The 20,214-nt window shown below is 56.1% G+C and carries 25 protein-coding genes; 14 read left to right on the top strand and 11 right to left on the bottom strand.

Translation table 11 applies throughout. From position 1 onward, the window contains the following. The first annotated feature begins 97 nt into the window (after positions 1-97). The 3 genes from QN370_RS08850 to QN370_RS08840 all read left to right on the top strand — a co-directional run bounded on the left by QN370_RS08850 (position 98) and on the right by QN370_RS08840 (position 3,718). The gene (locus QN370_RS08850) at positions 98-850 is read left to right on the top strand and encodes an electron transfer flavoprotein subunit beta/FixA family protein (RefSeq protein ID WP_322126698.1); all 753 of its coding nucleotides are present in this window, start codon (positions 98-100) and stop codon (positions 848-850) included. A gap of 50 nt (positions 851-900) precedes the next feature. Then, positions 901-1,830 carry an electron transfer flavoprotein subunit alpha/FixB family protein gene (locus QN370_RS08845; protein WP_322126699.1) on the top strand — a complete coding sequence of 310 codons (930 nt, stop codon included), beginning with the start codon at positions 901-903 and terminating at the stop codon, positions 1,828-1,830. A 97-nt stretch (positions 1,831-1,927) separates the two neighbouring features. Further along, entirely contained in the window at positions 1,928-3,718 is a 1,791-nt protein-coding gene (locus tag QN370_RS08840; RefSeq protein WP_322126700.1) for an acyl-CoA dehydrogenase, read from the top strand. Positions 3,719-3,740: 22 nt separating this feature from the next. Here QN370_RS08840 and QN370_RS08835 read toward each other — a convergent pair whose 3' ends face one another. Beyond that, on the bottom strand, positions 3,741-4,157 hold the full coding sequence (locus QN370_RS08835; RefSeq protein WP_322126701.1) for an NINE protein: 417 nt from the start codon (positions 4,155-4,157) through the stop codon (positions 3,741-3,743). A 219-nt stretch (positions 4,158-4,376) separates the two neighbouring features. On the opposite strand from QN370_RS08835, the gene rpsP reads away from it, so the two are divergent. From rpsP to QN370_RS08785, 10 genes are all read left to right on the top strand, one after another. Further along, on the top strand, positions 4,377-4,628 hold the full coding sequence (gene rpsP / locus QN370_RS08830; protein WP_322127227.1) for a 30S ribosomal protein S16: 252 nt from the start codon (positions 4,377-4,379) through the stop codon (positions 4,626-4,628). A gap of 9 nt (positions 4,629-4,637) precedes the next feature. Beyond that, positions 4,638-5,201, top strand: coding sequence for a ribosome maturation factor RimM (gene rimM, locus QN370_RS08825; RefSeq protein WP_322126702.1), 564 nt, complete (start codon positions 4,638-4,640; stop codon positions 5,199-5,201). A gap of 35 nt (positions 5,202-5,236) precedes the next feature. Further along, the gene (gene trmD / locus QN370_RS08820; protein WP_322126703.1) at positions 5,237-5,986 is read left to right on the top strand and encodes a tRNA (guanosine(37)-N1)-methyltransferase TrmD; all 750 of its coding nucleotides are present in this window, start codon (positions 5,237-5,239) and stop codon (positions 5,984-5,986) included. A gap of 112 nt (positions 5,987-6,098) precedes the next feature. Further along, positions 6,099-6,485 (top strand): 50S ribosomal protein L19, encoded by a 387-nt coding sequence (rplS, locus tag QN370_RS08815; protein WP_322126704.1) that lies wholly within the window; start codon positions 6,099-6,101, stop codon positions 6,483-6,485. A gap of 132 nt (positions 6,486-6,617) precedes the next feature. After that, complete coding sequence (locus QN370_RS08810) at positions 6,618-7,289, top strand: CoA pyrophosphatase (protein WP_322126705.1); 672 nt, start codon at positions 6,618-6,620, stop codon at positions 7,287-7,289. A 95-nt stretch (positions 7,290-7,384) separates the two neighbouring features. Continuing rightward, the gene (locus QN370_RS08805; RefSeq protein WP_322126706.1) at positions 7,385-8,341 is read left to right on the top strand and encodes a CobD/CbiB family protein; all 957 of its coding nucleotides are present in this window, start codon (positions 7,385-7,387) and stop codon (positions 8,339-8,341) included. A gap of 151 nt (positions 8,342-8,492) precedes the next feature. Beyond that, on the top strand, positions 8,493-8,843 hold the full coding sequence (locus QN370_RS08800) for a DUF3579 domain-containing protein (protein ID WP_322126707.1): 351 nt from the start codon (positions 8,493-8,495) through the stop codon (positions 8,841-8,843). A 52-nt stretch (positions 8,844-8,895) separates the two neighbouring features. Continuing rightward, entirely contained in the window at positions 8,896-9,825 is a 930-nt protein-coding gene (locus tag QN370_RS08795) for a cation diffusion facilitator family transporter (RefSeq protein WP_322126708.1), read from the top strand. Between the two features lie 270 nt (positions 9,826-10,095). Continuing rightward, positions 10,096-11,490, top strand: coding sequence for a class II fumarate hydratase (gene fumC / locus QN370_RS08790; protein ID WP_322126709.1), 1,395 nt, complete (start codon positions 10,096-10,098; stop codon positions 11,488-11,490). An 18-nt stretch (positions 11,491-11,508) separates the two neighbouring features. Then, positions 11,509-12,213, top strand: coding sequence for a histidine phosphatase family protein (locus QN370_RS08785; RefSeq protein ID WP_322126710.1), 705 nt, complete (start codon positions 11,509-11,511; stop codon positions 12,211-12,213). A gap of 108 nt (positions 12,214-12,321) precedes the next feature. Here QN370_RS08785 and QN370_RS08780 read toward each other — a convergent pair whose 3' ends face one another. The 3 genes from QN370_RS08780 to QN370_RS08770 form a co-directional block, all read right to left on the bottom strand. Next, positions 12,322-13,179 (bottom strand): Crp/Fnr family transcriptional regulator, encoded by an 858-nt coding sequence (locus tag QN370_RS08780; RefSeq protein ID WP_322126711.1) that lies wholly within the window; start codon positions 13,177-13,179, stop codon positions 12,322-12,324. 123 nt (positions 13,180-13,302) lie between these two features. Then, on the bottom strand, positions 13,303-13,725 hold the full coding sequence (locus QN370_RS08775; RefSeq protein ID WP_322126712.1) for a response regulator: 423 nt from the start codon (positions 13,723-13,725) through the stop codon (positions 13,303-13,305). A 20-nt stretch (positions 13,726-13,745) separates the two neighbouring features. Beyond that, positions 13,746-14,378, bottom strand: coding sequence for a response regulator transcription factor (locus QN370_RS08770; protein ID WP_322126713.1), 633 nt, complete (start codon positions 14,376-14,378; stop codon positions 13,746-13,748). A 291-nt stretch (positions 14,379-14,669) separates the two neighbouring features. Here QN370_RS08770 and pyrF point away from each other — a divergent pair, with 291 nt between their 5' ends. Then, positions 14,670-15,494, top strand: coding sequence for an orotidine-5'-phosphate decarboxylase (gene pyrF / locus QN370_RS08765; RefSeq protein WP_322126714.1), 825 nt, complete (start codon positions 14,670-14,672; stop codon positions 15,492-15,494). Here pyrF and QN370_RS08760 read toward each other — a convergent pair. The 7 genes from QN370_RS08760 to QN370_RS08730 form a co-directional block, all read right to left on the bottom strand. Next, positions 15,472-16,356, bottom strand: a complete 885-nt coding sequence (locus QN370_RS08760) for an alpha/beta hydrolase (RefSeq protein ID WP_322126715.1) — start codon at positions 16,354-16,356, stop codon at positions 15,472-15,474. The two genes, pyrF and QN370_RS08760, sit on opposite strands and share 23 nt — an antisense overlap. After that, complete coding sequence (locus tag QN370_RS08755) at positions 16,356-16,841, bottom strand: CinA family protein (protein WP_322126716.1); 486 nt, start codon at positions 16,839-16,841, stop codon at positions 16,356-16,358. Before QN370_RS08755 ends, QN370_RS08760 begins: the two co-directional genes overlap by 1 nt. 104 nt (positions 16,842-16,945) lie before the next feature. Continuing rightward, a complete protein-coding gene (locus tag QN370_RS08750) occupies positions 16,946-17,542 on the bottom strand; it encodes a FliH/SctL family protein (RefSeq protein ID WP_322126717.1) in 597 nt (198 codons plus the stop codon). Beyond that, the gene (locus QN370_RS08745) at positions 17,539-18,123 is read right to left on the bottom strand and encodes a hypothetical protein (RefSeq protein WP_322126718.1); all 585 of its coding nucleotides are present in this window, start codon (positions 18,121-18,123) and stop codon (positions 17,539-17,541) included. The genes QN370_RS08750 and QN370_RS08745 overlap by 4 nt, the downstream gene beginning before the upstream one ends. A gap of 17 nt (positions 18,124-18,140) precedes the next feature. After that, positions 18,141-18,968 (bottom strand): type III secretion system inner membrane ring lipoprotein SctJ, encoded by an 828-nt coding sequence (gene sctJ / locus QN370_RS08740; RefSeq protein WP_322126719.1) that lies wholly within the window; start codon positions 18,966-18,968, stop codon positions 18,141-18,143. Between the two features lie 2 nt (positions 18,969-18,970). Beyond that, complete coding sequence (locus QN370_RS08735) at positions 18,971-19,372, bottom strand: EscI/YscI/HrpB family type III secretion system inner rod protein (protein ID WP_322126720.1); 402 nt, start codon at positions 19,370-19,372, stop codon at positions 18,971-18,973. Positions 19,373-19,601: 229 nt separating this feature from the next. Continuing rightward, a complete protein-coding gene (locus QN370_RS08730; RefSeq protein ID WP_322126721.1) occupies positions 19,602-20,132 on the bottom strand; it encodes a hypothetical protein in 531 nt (176 codons plus the stop codon). Between the last annotated feature and the right edge of the window lie 82 nt (positions 20,133-20,214).

Genomic DNA, 20,214 nt, shown 5'->3' with positions numbered 1-20,214 from the left:
GTACGATCGTGCTTAATTTTGCTGTCATATTGATTTTTCTCTTATAATTCGAGTCAGTTTACGTTTACGTCAATTCGACTTTCTTAAAGGCAGACCTATGAAAATCCTGGTTCCAGTCAAGCGTGTGGTGGACTACAACGTCAAGGTGCGGGTCAAGTCCGACGGCACCGGCGTGGATATCGCCAATGTAAAAATGTCCATGAATCCGTTCGATGAAATTGCTGTCGAAGAAGCCATGCGGCTCAAAGAGGCGGGTAAGGCAACAGAAGTTGTCGTCGTATCGTGCGGTGTGGTGCAATGTCAGGAAACGCTGCGTACGGCGATGGCCATCGGTGCCGATCGCGCCGTGCTGGTCGAGACGGATGTCGAACTGCAGCCCTTGGCAGTGGCCAAACTGATCAAGGCGCTGGCGGACAAGGAACAGCCGCAACTGATCATCCTGGGCAAGCAAGCCATTGATGATGACTGCAACCAAACTGGTCAGATGCTTGCCGCGTTGCTGGGTTGGCCACAAGCGACGTTCGCGTCGAAAGTCGTGGTGGATGGCGACAAGGTTGCCGTGACGCGTGAAGTTGATGGCGGACTGGAAACGCTGTCGTTGACATTGCCGGCGATCATCACCACCGACCTGCGCCTGAACGAGCCACGTTATGTGACTTTGCCGAACATCATGAAGGCAAAGAAAAAGACGCTGGAAATTATCAAGCCGGACGACCTCGGTGTTGATGTCGCGCCACGTCTGAAAACGCTGAAAGTATCCGAGCCGCCGAAACGCTCTGCGGGCATCAAGGTGCCCGATGTGGCAACGCTGGTCGCGAAGCTGAAGAACGAAGCCAAAGTCATCCAATAATCCAACGCCGCCGGCGCATTGCGCCGCTGCTATCCAACCGGGAATCCATCATGGCCGCACTTGTCATTGCTGAACACGACAACGCTTCATTGAAAGTAAGCACTCTTAACACCATCGCAGCTGCTCTGTTATGCGGCGGTGATGTCCACGTCCTGGTTGCAGGTCACCACTGTGGCGTTGCCGCCGAGGCCGCTGCAAAAATCGCTGGTGTTGCCAAAGTCCTCGTCGCTGACGGTGCGCCTTTTGGCGACGGGTTGGCTGAGAATATCGCCGAGCAAGTGCTCGCACTGGCATCGGCCTATAGCCATATCCTTGCGCCAGCAACTGCCTACGGCAAGAACATTGCGCCACGCGTGGCAGCACGGCTTGATGTCGGTCAGATCTCTGAGATTATCAAAGTCGATGCGCCAGATACGTTCGAGCGACCAATTTATGCCGGGAATGCGATTGCCACCGTGCAGTCACTCGATGCGATCAAGGTGATCACGGTGCGTACCACCGGTTTTGATGCAGCGCCGGCCGGCGGCTCGGCAGTCATCGAAAACCTTGTTGCCGTCGCTGATTCCGGCAAGTCGGCTTTCGTGTCGCGCGAGCTGGCCAAGTCGGATCGGCCCGAGTTGACTGCTGCCAAGGTCATCGTCTCTGGCGGCCGCGGGTTGGGTTCCGGCGATAACTTCAAAATTCTCGAGCCACTGGCTGACCGTCTCGGCGCTGCCATGGGAGCGTCCCGTGCGGCAGTGGATGCCGGTTATGTACCGAACGACTGGCAAGTTGGTCAGACCGGCAAAATTGTCGCTCCGCAGTTGTATATCGCCGTGGGAATTTCAGGCGCGATTCAGCATCTGGCCGGCATGAAGGATTCGAAGACGATCGTCGCCATCAACAAGGATCCGGAAGCACCGATTTTTTCGGTTGCCGACTATGGTCTGGTGGGGGATTTATTCGACGTCGTGCCGCAGCTGGTGACCGAGCTGGGTTAATTTTTTTAATTATAAAAGGCGGGAACGTGACAGGTGCCGTGCGGCCGATGAGTGCACTGCCTGTAGCGTATCCTGCCCCTATTCAAGGGAGTACCACATGAGTTACGTCGCCCCATTGAAAGACATGCTGTTCGTCATGAATGAGCTGGCCGGTTTGTCTGAGGTGAATGCGTTGCCAGGTTGCGAAGAGGCGACTCCGGAAACGGTTGAAGCCATTCTCGAAGAAAATGCCAGATTCTGCGGCGAAGTGGTTGCTCCATTGAACTGGGAGGGCGACAAGTCTCCGAGCTTCTGGCACGACGGTCAGGTCACGACCACGAAGGGCTTCAAGGAGGCGTTCAAGTCATTCGGTGAGGCAGGTTGGCAGGGCGTGCAGCATCCGGCTGAATTTGGTGGCCAGGGGTTGCCCAAGCTGGTAGCAACACCGTGCATAGAAATGGTGAATGCGGCCAATGTGTCGTTCGCGCTGTGTCCGATGCTCACGGATGGCGCGATTGAAGCATTGATGACGGCCGGCTCGGACGAGCAGAAAGCAACCTACCTGAGTAATCTGATTTCCGGTAAATGGACAGGAACGATGAATCTGACCGAGCCGCAAGCCGGTTCGGATCTGGCGATGGTGCGTTCACGCGCAGTGCCACAGGACGATGGATCTTTCAAGTTGTTCGGTACCAAGATCTATATCACCTACGGCGAGCACGACATGGCCGAGAATATTATCCATCTGGTGCTGGCGCGCACTCCCACTGCGCCCGAGGGAATCAAAGGTATTTCACTGTTCGTGGTGCCGAAGTTCCTGGTCAACGCAGACGGTTCACTCGGCGCGCGCAACGATGTGTACTGCGTATCGATCGAGCACAAGCTTGGTATCAAGGCCAGTCCGACAGCGGTGCTGCAATTCGGTGATCACGGTGGTGCCGTCGGTACGCTGGTTGGTGAGGAAAATCGCGGCCTTGAATACATGTTCGTGATGATGAATGCCGCGCGTTTCGCCGTCGGCATGCAGGGAATCGGCGTAGCCGATCGTGCCTATCAGAAAGCTGTGCATTACGCCAAGGACCGCGTGCAGTCGCGCGATCTGTCTGGTTCGGCAGGCCCGGTGGCGATTATTCATCAGCCTGATGTACGGCGCATGCTGATGACGATGCGTGCACAGATCGAAGCGTCGCGCGCACTGTCGTATGTGACGGCCGCAGCGCATGACGCCGCGCATCACCATACGGATGAGGCGACACGCAAAGCCAACAACCTGTTCTATGAGTTCATGGTGCCGATCGTCAAGGGCTGGTCGACCGAATTGTCGATTGATGTCGCGTCGACCGGCGTGCAAATCCATGGTGGCATGGGCTTCATCGAGGAAACCGGCGCAGCGCAATATTATCGCGATGCCCGCATCCTGACGATTTACGAAGGCACCACCGCCATTCAGGCCAATGACCTGATCGGGCGCAAGACGGTGCGCGATGGCGGTGCCAACGCCAAAGCCATCATTGCGCAGGTGCGCCACAGCGCAGAGGCCCTTGCCAGTTCAGACTCGGCCGATCTGGCGGCAATCCGGGTCCGGCTAAACGATGCGGCCCAGGCACTGGAAGACGTGGTCAGTTACATCGCGGCGAACGCGAAGTCGGACATCAAAGGTGTTTTTTCCGGCAGTGTGTTGTATCTGAAACTGGCCGGTATCGTTTTTGGCGGTTGGCAAATGGCCCGTGCCGCTTTGATTGCGGAGAAAAAGTTGCAGGCTGGTGAAGGTGATGCGAATTTTTACCATGCCAAGATTGGTACCGCGCGTTTCTTTGCTGATCATTTTCTGGCCCAGGCGAGCGGCTATCGCGCAGCGATCGTCGAGGGAAGCGCCGGAGTCATGGCGCTGCCCGTAGATCAGTTCTGACCAGCCCCGCCGGTGGTGGCATTCAGCCGAATGCGCCACCGGTGAAGAGCAGGTCGAAGCCGCGTGCCAACGTCGCGATCAGGCCGGTCGCACCGACTGCCAGCGTGATCACCAGCAGCAATGCCAGCCACCAGCGCGAGGCGCTCTGCTTGCCTGAGTCCGGATTGAATTGCTGGTCCCATTTGTCATCCGGGATTAATCCCAGTACCAGTGCTTCCAGACAGCCGATCAGAACCGATAGCACCAGTGCTGCAGCCTGGAACAATCCGTGCTGGCCAATGCCTAGCCAAAGCACCAGTAGCGTGACCGGAATGCTCGCCAGGTGTACCCAGCCCCATTTATCGGCTGGGCCGCGCAGATAGAAGCGGTGCAAACCAATGCCGCCGGTCACGGTGGCCAACAGGGTGGCGAAGGTTTTGTTTTTGTGTCTGGATGGCATGAAAAGTACCGCAGTAAGAGAAATGGAATTCGAAGGTAGTAAGGCAGCCGCGAAGTCTGTATCAGAGCCGAGGCGCAGTGTGCACTAGCTCCGGAGTCCCTGCAATGCTGCTCATTTCCGGGCATTCGATTCCGGGACAGTTTAGGTGTTGCGACCAGTCCCTGCTTCAGGCTATAATTCGCGGCTTTTTCCGTGTTTGAAACACTTATTGGAAATATTATGGTCGTTATTCGTTTAGCTCGTGGAGGCGCAAAGAAGCGTCCTTTCTTTAATATCGTTGCAACTGATTCACGCAATCGTCGCGATGGTCGGTTTATCGAACGCATCGGATTCTACAATCCGGTTGCATCTGGTGCCGAAGAAGTGGTCCGGATTGCTCAGGATCGTTTGACATACTGGGAAGGCGTTGGCGCCCAACTGTCCCCGACAGTTGCCCGTCTGGTCGCTCAGGTTGCCAAAAAAGCAGCTTAAGTCTCAGGTTTGACAGTTAATTCGCCACTTAAAACCGATTCGGGAGTAGTTATCCCCGTTGATCTGGTTCAGGTAGGGTACGTGTCCGGAGCTTACGGCCTTAATGGCTGGGTACGGATAAAACCCTTCTCGTCGACCGGAGAAGCGTTGCTCAGTGCAAGAGTCTGGTGGCTGGACAAGCCGGCTTTGCGTGACGTCGATGTCATGCAGGCAAAGGTGCACAGCGGTGATGTTGTTGCGCAATTGGCCGGTGTATCAGGCCGAGACGCAGCGGAAGTGCTCAAAGGCACTTCAGTACAGATACCGCGAAGTTATTTTCCAGCCCTGCCCGATGGAGAGTTTTATTGGGTTGATCTGATCGGACTGGCGGTTGAAAATCTGCAAGGTGAAAGCATCGGCGTGGTCCATGACATGATGGACAACAGTGCGCATCCCATCCTGCGGGTCGAGGCCGTTGTCAGTGCTGATGCCGAAAAGCGGGATGAAATTCTGATTCCGTTTGTCGGTCAGTTCATCAAAACGGTCGATCAGAAGGCCGGGAAAATTACCGTTGACTGGGGCCTGGATTATTAGTGCTTCGGAGTACGGCCCGCAGGTCGGAGGTCTGGATGCAGTTTGATGTCATCACGCTTTTTCCTGAAATGTTCACCGCGCTGACGCAGTCAGGAATTACGCGGCGAGCTTTCGAGCAAAACAAGTGGGGCTTGTCGTTGTGGAATCCCCGTGATTTCACCAGTGACAACCATCGTACTGTGGACGATCGGCCTTATGGCGGCGGTCCCGGCATGGTGATGTTAGCCAAGCCATTGGACGCTGCAATCACGGCTTCCAAGGCGCGCCAGCAGCAACTCGGTCTGGCGGTTCCGCGCGTGGTGTACTTGTCTCCGCAAGGTCAGGCGCTGACGCATTCCCGCGTCATGCAACTGGCGCTTGAGCCCGGACTGGTTCTGCTGTGTGGCCGTTATGAAGCGGTTGATCAGCGCTTGATCGATCGCTGCGTGGACGAGGAAATCAGCCTCGGAGATTTTGTGTTGTCAGGTGGTGAGTTGCCAGCGATGGCCCTGATGGATGCCGTGATTCGGCAATTGCCGGGAACATTGCATGATGAGGCGTCTGCTGTCGAAGACAGTTTTGTCAACGGCTTGCTGGACTGTCCGCACTACACGCGGCCTGAACTGTCAGAAGGCGTAGCAGTGCCGGCAGTTCTGATGGGAGGCAACCATGCCGATATCCTGACATGGCGACGCGAGCAAGCGCTCGCTGCGACGTTCAGGAAGCGTCCCGACCTGATCGCCGTTGCCCGCGCTGGCGGGGCACTGAGTCGCAAGGATGAACAGTTTTTAAGTGGTTTGCAGTAGGTTGTATCGAGCGGATGACTTTTCCGTCAATCCGCATGTTTAATCCCATCCTCTACTGGGCCTCAAGGTGTGCAAACACCCGGCGTCAGCAAGATGGCACAAGGAGTTTCAAATGGATCTGATCCAGCAACTTGAGCAAGAAGAAATTGCCCGTTTGGGCAAGAGCATCCCTGATTTCGCACCAGGCGATACCGTCATCGTGAGCGTCAACGTCGTTGAGGGTACCCGCAAGCGTGCCCAGGCGTACGAAGGCGTCGTGATTTCCCGTCGTAACCGTGGCTTGAACTCGAACTTCATCGTTCGCAAGATCTCGTCAGGTGAAGGCGTAGAGCGTACATTCCAGTTGTATTCGCCGCTGATCGCTTCGATCGAAGTCAAGCGTCGCGGTGATGTCCGTCGCGCCAAACTGTATTACTTGCGTGAGCGTTCCGGTAAGTCGGCGCGTATCAAAGAAAAACTGCCAAATCGTCGTGTTGCAGCGAAAAAAGCAGCAGCTTAATTTGCCTGGCAAGTCAATTCTTGAAGGGGTGCCTCGTGGCACCCTTTTTTTGCTTTGGTGGTTATAAATTATGATGTGACGCAAAGTGGTACCGTAGCGGTCTCTTTTTGTCTTTTTTTCAGGGTTGTCGACGTGTCCAGACTTCTATTCGATCCGCAAGGTATTCCCGTCGATTCGGTGGCTGGTGAGCAGTCGGTAATCGGTACAAGACTCAACGGAATGTGGCTGCGTCAACGGTTCGCAGCACCGGAAGACTGGACGCAAGAGGCCAATGACGAGCGCCCCGAACTATCTCCGGCACGCGTGCCGGTACCAGCCTCGGTGCTGTTGCCGATCGTTGAGCGTAGCCATGGCCTGACGATGTTGCTGACGCAGCGCAGCCCTAACCTGACCAATCATCCCGGTCAGATCGCGTTTCCAGGTGGTCGTGCCGATGCGGGCGATCATTCTGCGATCGATACGGCGCTGCGTGAAACGGAAGAGGAGATCGGTCTGTCCCGCAGTCATATCGATGTCATCGGCACCTTGCCTGACTACGTGACGATGACTGGCTACCAGATCACACCGGTGGTCGCGCTGATTCGTCCCCCTTTTGAGTTGCGTGCCGAGCCGGGTGAAGTTGAAGAGATATTCGAAGTGCCGCTCGCTTTTTTGATGGATGGCATGCATCATCAGCGCCGCGCGCTCGAACTGCCAAACGGGGCAGGCCATCGTACTTTTTACGCCATGCCCTATGAGCGATTCTTCATATGGGGCGCTACCGCCGGCATCTTGCGCAATTTATTTCATTTTTTACGGGCTTGAACGGCACTTCATGTCGTTTGCTTCCGGCCTGTCTGGTTTGATTCAAGCCCTATGCTGCGTTATGGTGTGGGTACCATGTAATTTAAGGCGTCCTGATGACATTTCTTTCCATTTTGTGCGCACTGCTAATCGAACAACTCAAACCGCTGCGCGCGGACAACCCGATTTACGGCACCGTCAAGCTGTTGGCCGCGCGCATGGAACTCTGGTTCAACGCCGGTGATGCCCATCACGGAAAGCTCGGCTGGTTCCTGGTGATGGCAGCGTTGATGGGTCCGACTGCGTTGATTTACTGGCTGGCTTTGCGTCTGAGTCCGTTCGCTGCACTAGCCTGGAATATCCTGATCGTTTACCTGACGCTCGGATTTCGGCATTACAGCCATTACTATTCGTCGATTCAGCTCGCGCTCAACAGCGGTGACGATGTCAGTGCACGCGTCTTGCTGGCCGAGTGGACCAAGCAGGACACCAGTGCGATGGAGTCCGGTGAAATTGCCCGGATTGCAGTTGAAAAAGCGCTGGTCACGACGCATCGCAATGTCTTCGGTGTTTTTTTCTGGTTTCTGATGCCTGTCGGCCCGGCTTGCGCAATCATGTACCGGGTCGCCGAATACCTGGCGCGTGCCTGGAACGAACCAGAGCACATGAAAAACGAAGCATTCGGCAAGTTCGCGGCACGCGCTTTCTACTGGATCGACTGGATACCGGCTCGCCTGACCGCGATTGCGTTTGCTATCGTTGGTAATTTCGAGGATGCGATTTACGCATGGCGCAATTTTGCAAGCCGCTGGCAAGAGGAAGCGGTCGGCATTATCCTCGCTGCCGGAGGCGGCGCACTGGGCGTACGGCTCGGCACCCCGTTGCAGGGTGCTGCCAACGTAATGCCTGCTGATCCTACCAGTCTCGAATCGACCGATCTGGAGTCCGATGCGGTGCCAGGCGAGGAGCCAACCGCCCGTGCTCTGCAAAGCGCGGTTGGTCTGGTGTGGCGCGCATTGCTATTGTGGATGCTGTTATTGCTGCTATTGTCGGTTGCGGTCTGGCTGGGCTAGGAAGTTATTGCAGGTCGGTAACCTCATCAATTCGGGAATGCGGATACGATGTTGGTTCAGGTCTTCTATAAGATATAATTTGTATGAATTCAAGGGGCTGCTGTGACCCCGGGCCAACCCGCCGTCTTCATTATCGAAACCAGCCTTACCCATGGCCGATCCAGACAAAAAAACACCAAAAATTGCGAACGAGTTTTTCATTCTGGGATTAACCAGTGCTGGAAAACAATTCCGCCCCAGCGACTGGACAGAGCGTCTGTGCGGTGCCATGTCCTGTTTCAGGCAGGAGGGTTCGGGTGGGCGCAACGCTCACTTGAAGTATTCTCCGTACGTCCGGCCGTCGGTTCTCAACGGCGTTAAATCGGTAGTCGTCGACGAAGCGCTGCGACTGATTGAGCCGCTGGCGTTTTATTTCGTCATGGACTTTGCGCGAGACAATGATTTGCAAGTCATCGATGCCTGTCTGCTACCCGATCCTGACAGCGTGTCGGGCACCGATTAAGACCCGATATTATTTTTCAAGTCAGATTGACCCGAATCAAGGAATTGTCCCTGTGAGTTCACACCATCACGACCATGACGGTCACGATCATGGCCATCACGGCCATCACCATGCCTTGCCAACAAATCACAACGCTGCGTTTGCGATCGCGATTGCGCTCAACGTCGCGTTTGTTGTCGTTGAATTCGCCTATGGATTTATTGCGCAGTCGACCGCGTTGCTGGCTGACGCGGGTCACAATCTCTCCGATGTGCTGGGCTTGCTGCTAGCCTGGGGTGCTGCGCTTCTGGCTCGCAAGCAACCGAACGGACGCTACACGTACGGGCTGCGCAGCAGTTCCATTCTGGCCGCGCTTGCCAATGCCCTGTTGCTCCTGATTGCTTGTGCTGCGATCGCCTGGGAAGCGATCGGCCGGTTTGCCGAACCGGCACCGGTGGCCAGTATCACGGTGATGGTGGTTGCCGGAATCGGTATTCTCATCAATGGCCTGTCGGCCTGGCTGTTTGTCGCCGGCAGCAAGGATGACTTGAATATCCGCGGTGCGTTCCTGCATATGGCCGCTGATGCGCTGGTCTCGCTGGCAGTGGTGATCGGTGCGGCAGTGATGCTCTTCACTAATTGGTATGTAATCGATGCGTTGCTGAGCCTGGTGATCGTTGCCGTTATCCTGTTCGGAACCTGGAGCCTTTTGCGTGAAGCGATACGGTTGGCGCTCAGTGCCGTACCCGCAAATATCGATCTCGAGGCAGTCGAACACTTTTTGCAGGCTTTGCCAGGCGTGACGGCGGTACAAGATCTGCATATATGGGGCATGAGTACCACCGAGGCTGCACTGACCGTCCATCTTGTCATGCACGAAGGTCATCCCGGTGATGCGTTCATGGCAGATGTGTCGCATCAGTTGACTGAACGCTACCGGATTGTGCATACCACAATCCAGATTCAGTGCCAGTCACCAGGTCATGTCTGCGCGCTCAAGTAACCGCACCCTTTATCGGTTCGGGCAGATTCCCGCCTGCCAGTGTCCCGCAGGTGCGACTGCACCAGCTATTTTTACCGCATCGGCATGCGCGGATTATTTGGCGCACTATCGCTGGCATTCTCGTCGCTTGGCATTTTTTGTTGGTGCAACACCAGGCCTGGCACCGCTCCTGTTTTTGATCGATTAGAAATCGCGGGCTAACTCGACCGGGCCCCCCGCGTCTCCGAGATTGAGGCATGATATTGGCCTTGCAGTTTTCGAAAGATCACCATGTCCGAAACACGCATTGAAACCGACAGCTTCGGTCCCATCGCTGTTCCCGCTGCCCGCCTCTGGGGTGCCCAGACTCAGCGCTCGCTGGAATTTTTCCGTATCTCGACTGAGCGCATGCCCGATACGTTGATCGTGGCCCTGGCGGCCGTCAAACGCGCTTGTGCGCGCGTCAATGGCGAACTTGGCAAATTGCCAGCTGTTAAGGTGCAGGCGATCGTGCAGGCGGCCGACGAAGTCATTGCCGGGCTGCATGCTGCGGAATTTCCGCTGGCGGTCTGGCAGACCGGCTCCGGTACCCAGACCAACATGAACATGAATGAAGTGCTGGCAAACCGGGCGTCCGAGTTGTTGGGCGGTGCACGCGGGGCAGGGCGCTTGCTGCACCCGAACGACGAGGTCAATCTTGGCCAGTCGTCCAATGATATTTTTCCGAGTGCGATGCATGTCGCCGCCAGTGGCGCGATAACACGGCAATTGTTGCCTGCCTTGCAGTCACTGCGCCAATCGTTGCAACTGAAATCGACGGCGTTTGGCGAGATCGTCAAGATCGGCCGTACGCATTTGCAGGACGCCACGCCGCTGACGCTAGGCCAGGAATTTTCCGGATATGTGGCCCAGCTCGAATTTGCCGAAGCGACCATTGTGTCGTCGCTGGCCGGTCTGTACGCTCTGGCGGCAGGCGGCACGGCCGTCGGTACCGGACTCAATGCTCCGGCAGGTTTTGGTGAACTTGTTGCCGCCGAACTGGCGCGTGTGCAGGGATTGCCTTACACGAGTGCTGGCAACAAGTTCGCTGCGCTGGCCGGTCACGAGCCGATGGTCGCCATGCACGGTGCGCTCAAGACCCTCGCCACAGCGCTGATGAAAATTGCCAATGATGTCCGCTGGCTGGCATCCGGCCCGCGTTCAGGCCTTGGCGAGATCAGCATTCCGGCCAACGAACCGGGCAGTTCCATCATGCCGGGCAAGGTCAATCCGACCCAGTGCGAAGCACTGACGATGTTGTGTTGTCAGGTGTTCGGTAACGATGTCGCGATTACCATCGGAGGTGCCTCGGGTAATTTTGAACTCAATGTATTCAAGCCACTGATTGCGCATGCATTCTTGCAGAGCGTGCGCTTGCTGGCGGACGGCATGACCAGTTTTGATGCGCATTGTGTGCAGGGCATCGCACCAAACGCGGCGCGCATCGAGGAATTGCTGGAACGTTCTCTTATGTTAGTTACCGCACTGACACCGCACATCGGCTATGATCGCGCGGCGCAGATTGCCAAGCGCGCGCATGGTGACGGTAGCAGCCTTGAACAGGCCGGCATGGCGCTGGGCTATGTCACTGCCGAAGACTTCGCGCGCTGGGTTCAGCCACGCAAGATGACTACGCCAGACGATTAAAAGGAATATTGCAGAATCATGGGACAAATTTATTTGGTACGGCATGGTCAAGCCTCTTTTGGCAGCGCCAACTACGATCGACTTTCGGACCTCGGTGTACAGCAGGCGCGTTTGCTGGGCGAATGGTATGCGGAAAAGCGCCAGGGATTCAGCCGCGTGCTGACCGGCGGCATGAACCGGCATCGCCAGACCGCCGTGGCCTGTCTCGGTGCCTTGCCGCGTAACCTGCGCAAAGAGGGCGATTGGGAAACCGATGCCGGTTTCGCCGAGTATGACCACGAAGAAATTTTCAAGCGCTATCGGCCTGAGCTCAGTGATCCGGACTATCTGACGCGCTTTCTGAGCGAGAGTGAGCAACCGCATCAGGCGTTTCAGCAACTGTTTCAGGCGGCGACTGCGCGCTGGATGGCAGGCGAGAATGACAGCGATTACACCGAAACGTGGCCGAACTTCCAGGCGCGCTGCGTCGCTGCGCTGCAACGCGTACTGATGTCGCCGGGTAGCGCGCAATCGGTCATCATTTTTACGTCAGGCGGGACAATCTCGGCACTGTGCCAGCATGTGCTGGGCATACCTGACAGCAAGGTGCTGGAGCTTAACTGGACACTGGCCAATGCCGGTGTGACCAAATTGCTCTACAGCGGTAACCGGGTCAGCTTGAGTTACCTGAATAATTTCTCTCATCTGGAAGCGAGCGGTGCCGCCGCAGTCACTTACCGTTAGCCGACAAGCTGTTAATGGCGCGACCTGGTCGGCCATCAATTGGCCCCGGAAAACTAAAGCGGCATAACGAGCGATGTTCCCATCGCCCGATGTTTTCTTGACCCAGATTTACCGTTGCAGCGGGGCAGGTAGCAGTCGATCGTACTCGGCCTTGACGCCGGCGTAGCACTCGCAGACGCGGGCTTCGAGGCCTGGCCGGTTGAGTACGGTGATGTGTCCACGGGTGTACTGGATCAAGCCTTCATCCTGCAATTTTCCGGCGGCATCGGCAACGCTTTCACGGCGGACACCCAGCATGTTGCCGATCAGCTCCTGCGTCATGCTCATTTCGTTCGATGGTAACCGGTCCAGACTCAGCAGTAGCCAGCGGCACAGTTGCTGGACCACGCTGTGATGGCGATTGCAGACCGCAGTCTGCGACATCTGGGTCAACAGCGCCTGGGTGTAGCGCAACAGCAGCGACTGGAGTGCGCCGCCACGGTAGAACTCTTCCTTGAGTCGCGATGCTTTCAGGCGGAATCCGTAACCGGCGCTTTTTACCACGGCGCGGTTGAGTGATGTACCGCCGCCCATGAACAGGGTCACGCCCACAACACCTTCGTGGCCAATGACTGCGGTCTCGGTGGCGGTGCCATCGCGCGATTCGTACAGCTGGGAGACGATGCTGCTGGTCAGAAAATAGACATGCTCCATTTCGACACCCGCTTCGCAAACCGCCATTCCCAGTGGCATCGGCACCAGTTCAAGATACGGCAGGATGCGCTCGTAGTCTTCGGCAGGCAGGCCGGCGAGCAAGTTATTTTGTTTGGGGTTGTGGCCATACAGGCCGGCAATACGTACTGCACCTGATACGCGCGCTGCCGGCAAGCGGGTCTCGCGGCCAGTTGATTTCAGGTTGCCGTTGTTGCGTGTGACGCTGCGGGCGTTTCGTGGCGTGGTCTCGCAGATGTTCAATCCCTGTTCCATGCGTATCTCCTCTTGGTGGTGAGAATTTCGATGGATGCATCATTGCAGAGGCAGCACGCTTTTTTAATCAGCGCATCACCCATTCCCATGTGGGATTACGCTGACAAGAACAGCGTTGCAGAACTAATTCGCAGTGGGTGCAGGAGGGATAGTTGCGTTACGGCCCAGCCGTTCGAGCAGTTCGCGCATGTCGGTGAATTCGGAGGTCTTGTCAAAGAAATACTGGACACCCAGTTGTCCGGCCAGGCGGTGATAGCCTTTGCTGACGTTGTTGCTGAAGATGATGCGGATTTGTTGATCGTGCTGCGATTCGCGACTTAAACGGCGGAGCAGACTGATGCCATTGCCTTGTCGGAGCTGGATATCGAGGATCAGGATATCGCAGGGATGCAGCGCCAACTGGTCCAGTGCGTCATCCTCGGAATCGGCATGACCGACCAGCGTGATGCCCGGTATGTCGGCAAAGCTTTCGATGAGCAGTTCGCGTACCAGGCTGGAATCTTCAATCAGGAACACCTGCAGTGGCTGCGATAGCGGATGATTCAATGGGTTTCCTTGCTCTTGACTCAATCGATCAGGTTTTGCTTGATCGCGTAATAAATGATGTCGGCATTACTGACCATGCTCATTTTTTGCAGCACACGCGCGCGGTAGGTACTGACGGTCTTGACGCTCAGACATAGTTCATCGGCGATCTTGGTAACTCCTTCACCTTGACTGAGCTTGTAGAAAATCTCATATTCCCGCGCAGACAGGGTTTCGTGCAAAGGTTTATCTGTATTGGCATCCGGATCCATCGTCAGCAATTCGGCTACGGCGTAGCTGATGTACTTGTGGCCACGCATGATGGTTTGAATCGCGTTGACCAGTTCGGTCGCCAGCGCTTCCTTCTGCACGTAGCCGCTGGCACCGCTGCGCAGGATCTGGACCGCGTAGCGGTTTTCAGGATGCATGCTCAGGATCAGAACCGGCAGTTCCGGCTTTTCACGCTTGATCTGCTTCAGGACTTCGACTCCGCTTTTATCCGGCATCGCGATGTCGAGAACGACGATGTCCCAGTCTTCCGCCCGGATCAGGCGGATTGCTTCTTCGGCGGTCCCTGCTTCACCACCAATTTCCATGTCGGGGATGTTGTCAATAAAATAATGAACGCCTGCACGAACAACTGCGTGATCATCTACTACCAGGATTCTTATCATAGTTGGCTAATTGCAGCCGGACGGAAAGTACCGGCATGGGGGGTTATGTTACTCAAGGAAAGACTGCCACACCATAGTTTTACACGTTGTGATGTGATGGATTGTAGAGAGTTTTTCGGGTCAGAATTTATTTCAATATTTTTTTCTGGAACAGCTCCATCGAGTCATTGAACAGAAAGGCAAAAGGGATGAATCAGCCTACCTTATTCGACCTTGTTTCGAGATGATTCGGTGCGGATTGAGCCGCGCGTCACGCTACAATGCGCGAGTTCGCAACTCTCGGATATTGCCGTGACTTTCACAGAAAAACTTGCTGCCGCCTGGCGCACCAACGATACGCTGCTGTGTGTCGGTCTCGATCCGGATACGGCTAAATTCCCGTTGCATTTGCGTGATCAGCCTGACGCCATCCTGCAATTTTGCACCGCCATGATCGATGCAACCGCTGCGACTGCCTGTGCCTTCAAGCCCCAAATTGCCTATTTTGCGGCGTTGCGTGCCGAAGACCAGCTTGAAGCGATTTGCCATTACGTGCGGTCAACCTATCCGCACCTGCCGATCATCCTCGATGCCAAGCGCGGGGATATCGGCGCCACCGCCGAGCAATATGCCCGCGAAGCGTTCGAGCGCTACGGTGCCGACGCGGTCACGGTCAATCCTTACATGGGGCAGGACTCCATTGCGCCCTATCTGGAATGGAAAGACCGTGGCGTGATCGTGCTGTGTCGTACCTCCAATCCCGGCGGGTCCGACTTGCAATTTCTTGAGGTGGACGGGACACCGTTGTATCAGCTGGTCGCGCGGCTGGTTGCTGACAAATGGAACCGCAACGGTCAGTGCAGTCTGGTGGTCGGCGCGACGTTTCCGCACGAGCTGGCACAAGTTCGTGCCATCGTCGGCACGATGCCGTTGCTGGTGCCCGGCATCGGTGCCCAAGGTGGGGATATTGCCGCGACTGTGGCGGCTGGCCAGACTACTGACGGTCTCGGCATGATGATCAATTCGTCGCGCGCAATTTTGTATGCCACGCCGATTGATCATGAAGATTTCGCGCAAGCTGCACGACGGGTTGCCGAGGCAACCCGGGTCGAGATCAATCGCTATCGGGCTGGCTGAAAAAATCCAGCATCTCTGCCAGCAATAGCTCGGGCGATTGCTCCGGGATGAAATGGCCCGCTGCAAAGGCGCTGCCGCTGACGGGGGCGTGACATTTTTCCTGCCAGTTCGCCAGCGGCTCGAACAGTCGGCCGACCACGCCATGCTTGCCCCAGACCAGATGGAGCGGGCAGGCGATTTTTTTCGGTGAGCGATCGTGCTCCAGATCGATACCGGCCGAAGCGCGATAATCTTCGCAGGCTGCATGGATTGCGGCGGGATTGCAGAAGCAGCGCCGGTATTCGGCCATGGCATCTGCATCGATGAAGTCCGTGCCGTGCGAACCCCAGCCCCCGAGTGTGAACTCCAGAAAGAATCTGGCGCTGTTGCCGATCAGCGTTTCAGGGAGTGGTGCCGGCTGTATCAACATGAACCAGTGGTAATACAGTGTCGCGAAGGCCTTGTCGGTGGCATCGTACATCGTCAGGGTCGGCGCAATGTCGATCAGCATCAGCTTGCGTACCGCTTGCGGATGATCAAGTGCCAGCCGATGCGCCACGCGTGCGCCGCGGTCATGGGCGCACAAGCGGAATTGCCGGTGGCCGAGCGCGGCCATCAACTCGACCATGTCTTGCGCCATGATCCGCTTCGAATAATTGGCATGATCGGTTTCACCCGGCGGTTTCGACGAATCGCCATAGCCACGCAAGTCCGGCATGACCAGCGTGTAGTGTTCTGCCAGACGGTCGGCGATTTTGTGCCAGATCAAATGCGTCTGAGGGAACCCATGCAACAAGAGCAACGGCGGCCCGGTTCCGCCATGACGGCAGTGAATCGTGACGCCGTTGACCTCGCATTGCGCCGTACTGAAATTGCGCAGCATTAGCTGTGTCCGAGCAAGCGCAGCAAACCCTGCAGCGCATGGGCGACGGTTTGTTCGCGCACGCTGTGGCGATCACCGTCAAATACCTTGCGCTCGGTGCGGCTGGCCGAGTGCATCGACCAGCCAAAACAGACGGTGCCGACTGGCTTGCCAGGCACGGCACCTCCAGGACCCGCGATACCGGTGGTTGACAGCGCTATATGGGCATTGCTGTTTGCTAATGCCCCCGCAGCCATCGCTGCGGCGACTTCTTCGCTGACGGCACCGTGCCGTGCAATCAAGGCATCAGGGATATCGAGTAATGCAGTCTTGGATGCGTTTGAATACGTCACGAAACCGCAGTCGAACCAGTCAGAACAGCCGGCGATTTCAGTGATGGCGTGCGCTACGCCACCGCCAGTGCAGGACTCTGCGGTTGTCAATAACAAGCCGCGTTGTTGCAGGGCCTGGCCAGCTTGCGCTGCCAGATCGGTGATCTTGTCCATCGCGTCGAACTCCTCAAATAAGCCGATTCGGCATGCAGCTCCCGCATTGCGAGCGCAACTACTCTACCATCGGGCGGCGCAAAAGGGGATCGACCTGCACAGGCTCAGGTGGCTGAGTGCGGCGTGATCTGTTTCTTCAGTGTGGCCTTCAATGCGTCAATGGCTATATCGAACTCCATGCGCCATTCACCGCTAGCCGCGACCAGCAAGGCCGTTCCGGGACGCAGGTCCGGGTCGGCCTTGACTGGCCATTCGGGTTCGGGAAGATGCGCCAGGTCAGACGGATGCAGATGAAGCGATGCCTCGCTCAGTTTGGCCGGGGCTTCAAGCGAGAGGCGCTTGACCAGTGATTCAATGCGTTCGCGGTCAGAAATCGACAGGATCATTCGGTCGAACAGGTCTAGCGCCAGGCGGATGACGAGCTCTCGGGATCTTCCTGAGAACGCGGCATATTGTGCATCGAATGCCGCGAGGTAGCCGCGCAGACGTTCAACGGATTGCTGTTCTGCTTCGTTGAGAATCTGTCTTGCTTGATGGCGGGCTTGATCGAGTAACTGATTGGCGTCGTCGCGGGCATCATCAAGGATGCGTTGGGCATTGGCTTGCGCATCGGTCGTGATCGCGAGCGCCGAAAGTCGCAAGATGCCCTGGTCGGGGCGCAAGGCTGCATCGTACTGGATGGAATCGACACAAAACATCATGGATTTTCCTCGCTGCGTTGTTGACACAGTCGCCAGCAACGTTGTGACCGTGTTGTGGACCGGAGTATGTCTTCCGGTGCAGCCCAATTGTTCTGTATTCGCAGATCAATGCTGACCTGGCTCTGTACGGACAAGTGCAATTGCAGCCGTGGCCAGAGACCCGGAAAGCCCTGTTCGAGTCGAATGGCTATTTCCGCCAGTCCGCAGATGTCGAGCGCGTCGGTGCTTGCGGGATGCGGCACGACGTAGGCATGCAATGGCTGAGTTGCGGCAATGGCCCGGCACCATTTTTGATCGCTCAGTGGTAATGCCCGCAGTGCTTTCTGGTCGGGTTGGCGGGCGGTAATTAATCCCATGAACAGACTCCCCGCATAGGGCAGCTTCAGACCATTCATCATCGCGACACTGCTCCATGCTGGATCGAAACGCAGGGGTAAGTCACCGGGTATTCGTGCGCTGGCACACCATGTCCGATACCTGTCGCGTTGTGCGATCAGACTGCTGTCTCCGGCACCGGATGGGGTGTCGGTGCCGATGTTCCACGGGTTGAACCACCAGTCGATAAATGTTTCCGACAGCATGAATATCTCCGGCAACATTACGTGGCGGTCGATTTGCCCGGGATTTTTGCTGACCCACGTGCGCTAATGACCTTGCCAATTTTGGTGCTGGTTAAAGTAAGCCACAAAATGGCGACAACGCCTGCCAGACTTGTGATCGTCAGCAGCGTCAGCGTCCACATCAGACCTGACGCAGATTCGCTCTGGACCACAAACGGACCGACCGATTCCCATTCGACTCCTGCGGGAGCGGCACCAGCAGGTGCCAGCACGACCGACACCTTCGAGCGTCCTTCGACTCCGGACAACCCCGGAATACTGGATGCAACCAAATTGGTAATGCGCGGGATATTGGTATCTTCATCAAACGGCGCAGTGTATTTGACAAAGACGGCCGCTGAAGAAGGCTGAATGGGTTCGCCTGGAGCAATTCGTTCAGGTAGCACCACGTGTACCCGTGCACTGACGACATGATCGAATTGCTGCAGCGTGAACTCAAGCTCTTCGGAAAGTGCATGGATGTAACGGACGCGCTCCTCCAGTGGCGTTGAAATCATGCCTTCTTTCTTGAATACTGTGCCCAGGTTAGAGAGGGATCGTTTCGGTAAGCCTGCCGCACGCATGATGTCGGTGGCCCGGGGCACATCGGTTTCACGCACCGTCAGCGTGACCCCCTCTTTGGTCGGAATTTTTTTAGCTTCGATGCCATTGTGGCGAAGTAACGCGACAATTTCATTGGCATCGGCCTCCTGCAAATTGGTTTGCAGGTTGGATACCTGACTGCATCCCCACATCAGCAGCAACAATGCGATTTGCAGGACCCAGCGAGGCAAGATCGTCCGAATGCGCAACATGGAGCTCGACATAGTTATTGCATCCTCGTCAATTGGTCCACGGAGGTCGACGCTTTCGTAATCGTCTTGGAGATAAATTGCACTCTTGTCTGGTAATCGTTCAGCGCCAGCATCGCCTTCAGCATGAGCGACTGATCGCCTGTCTGTGAAGCACGTTCGAGCATCTGTGAAACGTATTGCTGATCCTTTTGTACTTCAGATGCCAGTTCGGTCGCGCGGTTGACAAGCTGGCTAGACATCGACATTGGTTGCGAGTCGGTATCACCGGGTCTCAGGCCAGGGGCCGCAGTATGTTGTTGCATCGCCTGGGCGAAAGCCTGGTTATCTGCATCAGTCGGTGCGGTGATATCGATTTGCAGCGACGATAGTCCTCCTTCGGGTGTGCTGGCAGTGGTGACTGGGCTAACCGGAGACATGACATTGCCTTTGAAATAAGCGCGATCGGATGAAGTGCTGTTTAACGCTGAAGTGAGTTGCCTTGTCCCGACTAATTGCCGTCAATTAACGGTTGACTTCGCGTCTGGTTGCTTGTGCGTATGTTGCGTTCTGTTATGTGGTTGGATCGAATGTGGAGATGTCGCAAATCGACCTAAAGGCTGGAATTTCTCTCTTTTACGGTTGCTGCTATGTAAGACGGCCTGATGACTACAATTTATTATATTCATCGGCCGACTTTGACGCTCTTCTAAAGGTTGCCATTGCCATCTCGGTGACTTGCTCAAGTAATTTGTTCACCATTTCCATGCCGTTCAGTATGAACTGCCCAAATTTGCCAATCAGGTCGATGAACGGATGTCCTCTATCTTCATTATTTGCGGGTTGGATATCGGGCTTGGATGCCGGTTTGATTCTTTCTGCGCGGGGCTGCGACGAGATGGCAGGACCGTCCCTGTTGTCAGAGTTCTTCCCGCCTTGTTTGTTGGAGCCCTCCTCCTTTTTCTCCTTGGATGCGACCTTGTTCTGCTCGGCTACTTTCGTCTGGCCCGGCAAAGCACCCGTCGAGGCGCTTTTCAATAAGCGCTGTTGCATCCCCTTACCCCTTGCTGCGACCGCGGCAGGTGGCGTGTTTCCAGCTTGTGCCTTAACTTCTGGCTGTTCAGTCTTGGGAGACTGTGGGAGATTGGATATTGACTCGAGTCGAACTGAGTTGGATCGGTTTGCAGAATGAAAAGTCATTTGAATCTCCTGGAGTGTCTTTGCCTGAGACTAAAACAGGCTTGAGAAGCTATGTCTGGTGCTGTCAAAGGTTGGTGGCGAT

Source organism: Actimicrobium sp. CCI2.3 (assembly GCF_035019065.1).
Lineage (GTDB): Bacteria > Pseudomonadota > Gammaproteobacteria > Burkholderiales > Burkholderiaceae_D > Actimicrobium.
The sequence above is the reverse complement of the archived record's forward strand: the minus strand, read 5'-3'. Positions and strand labels throughout refer to the sequence as shown.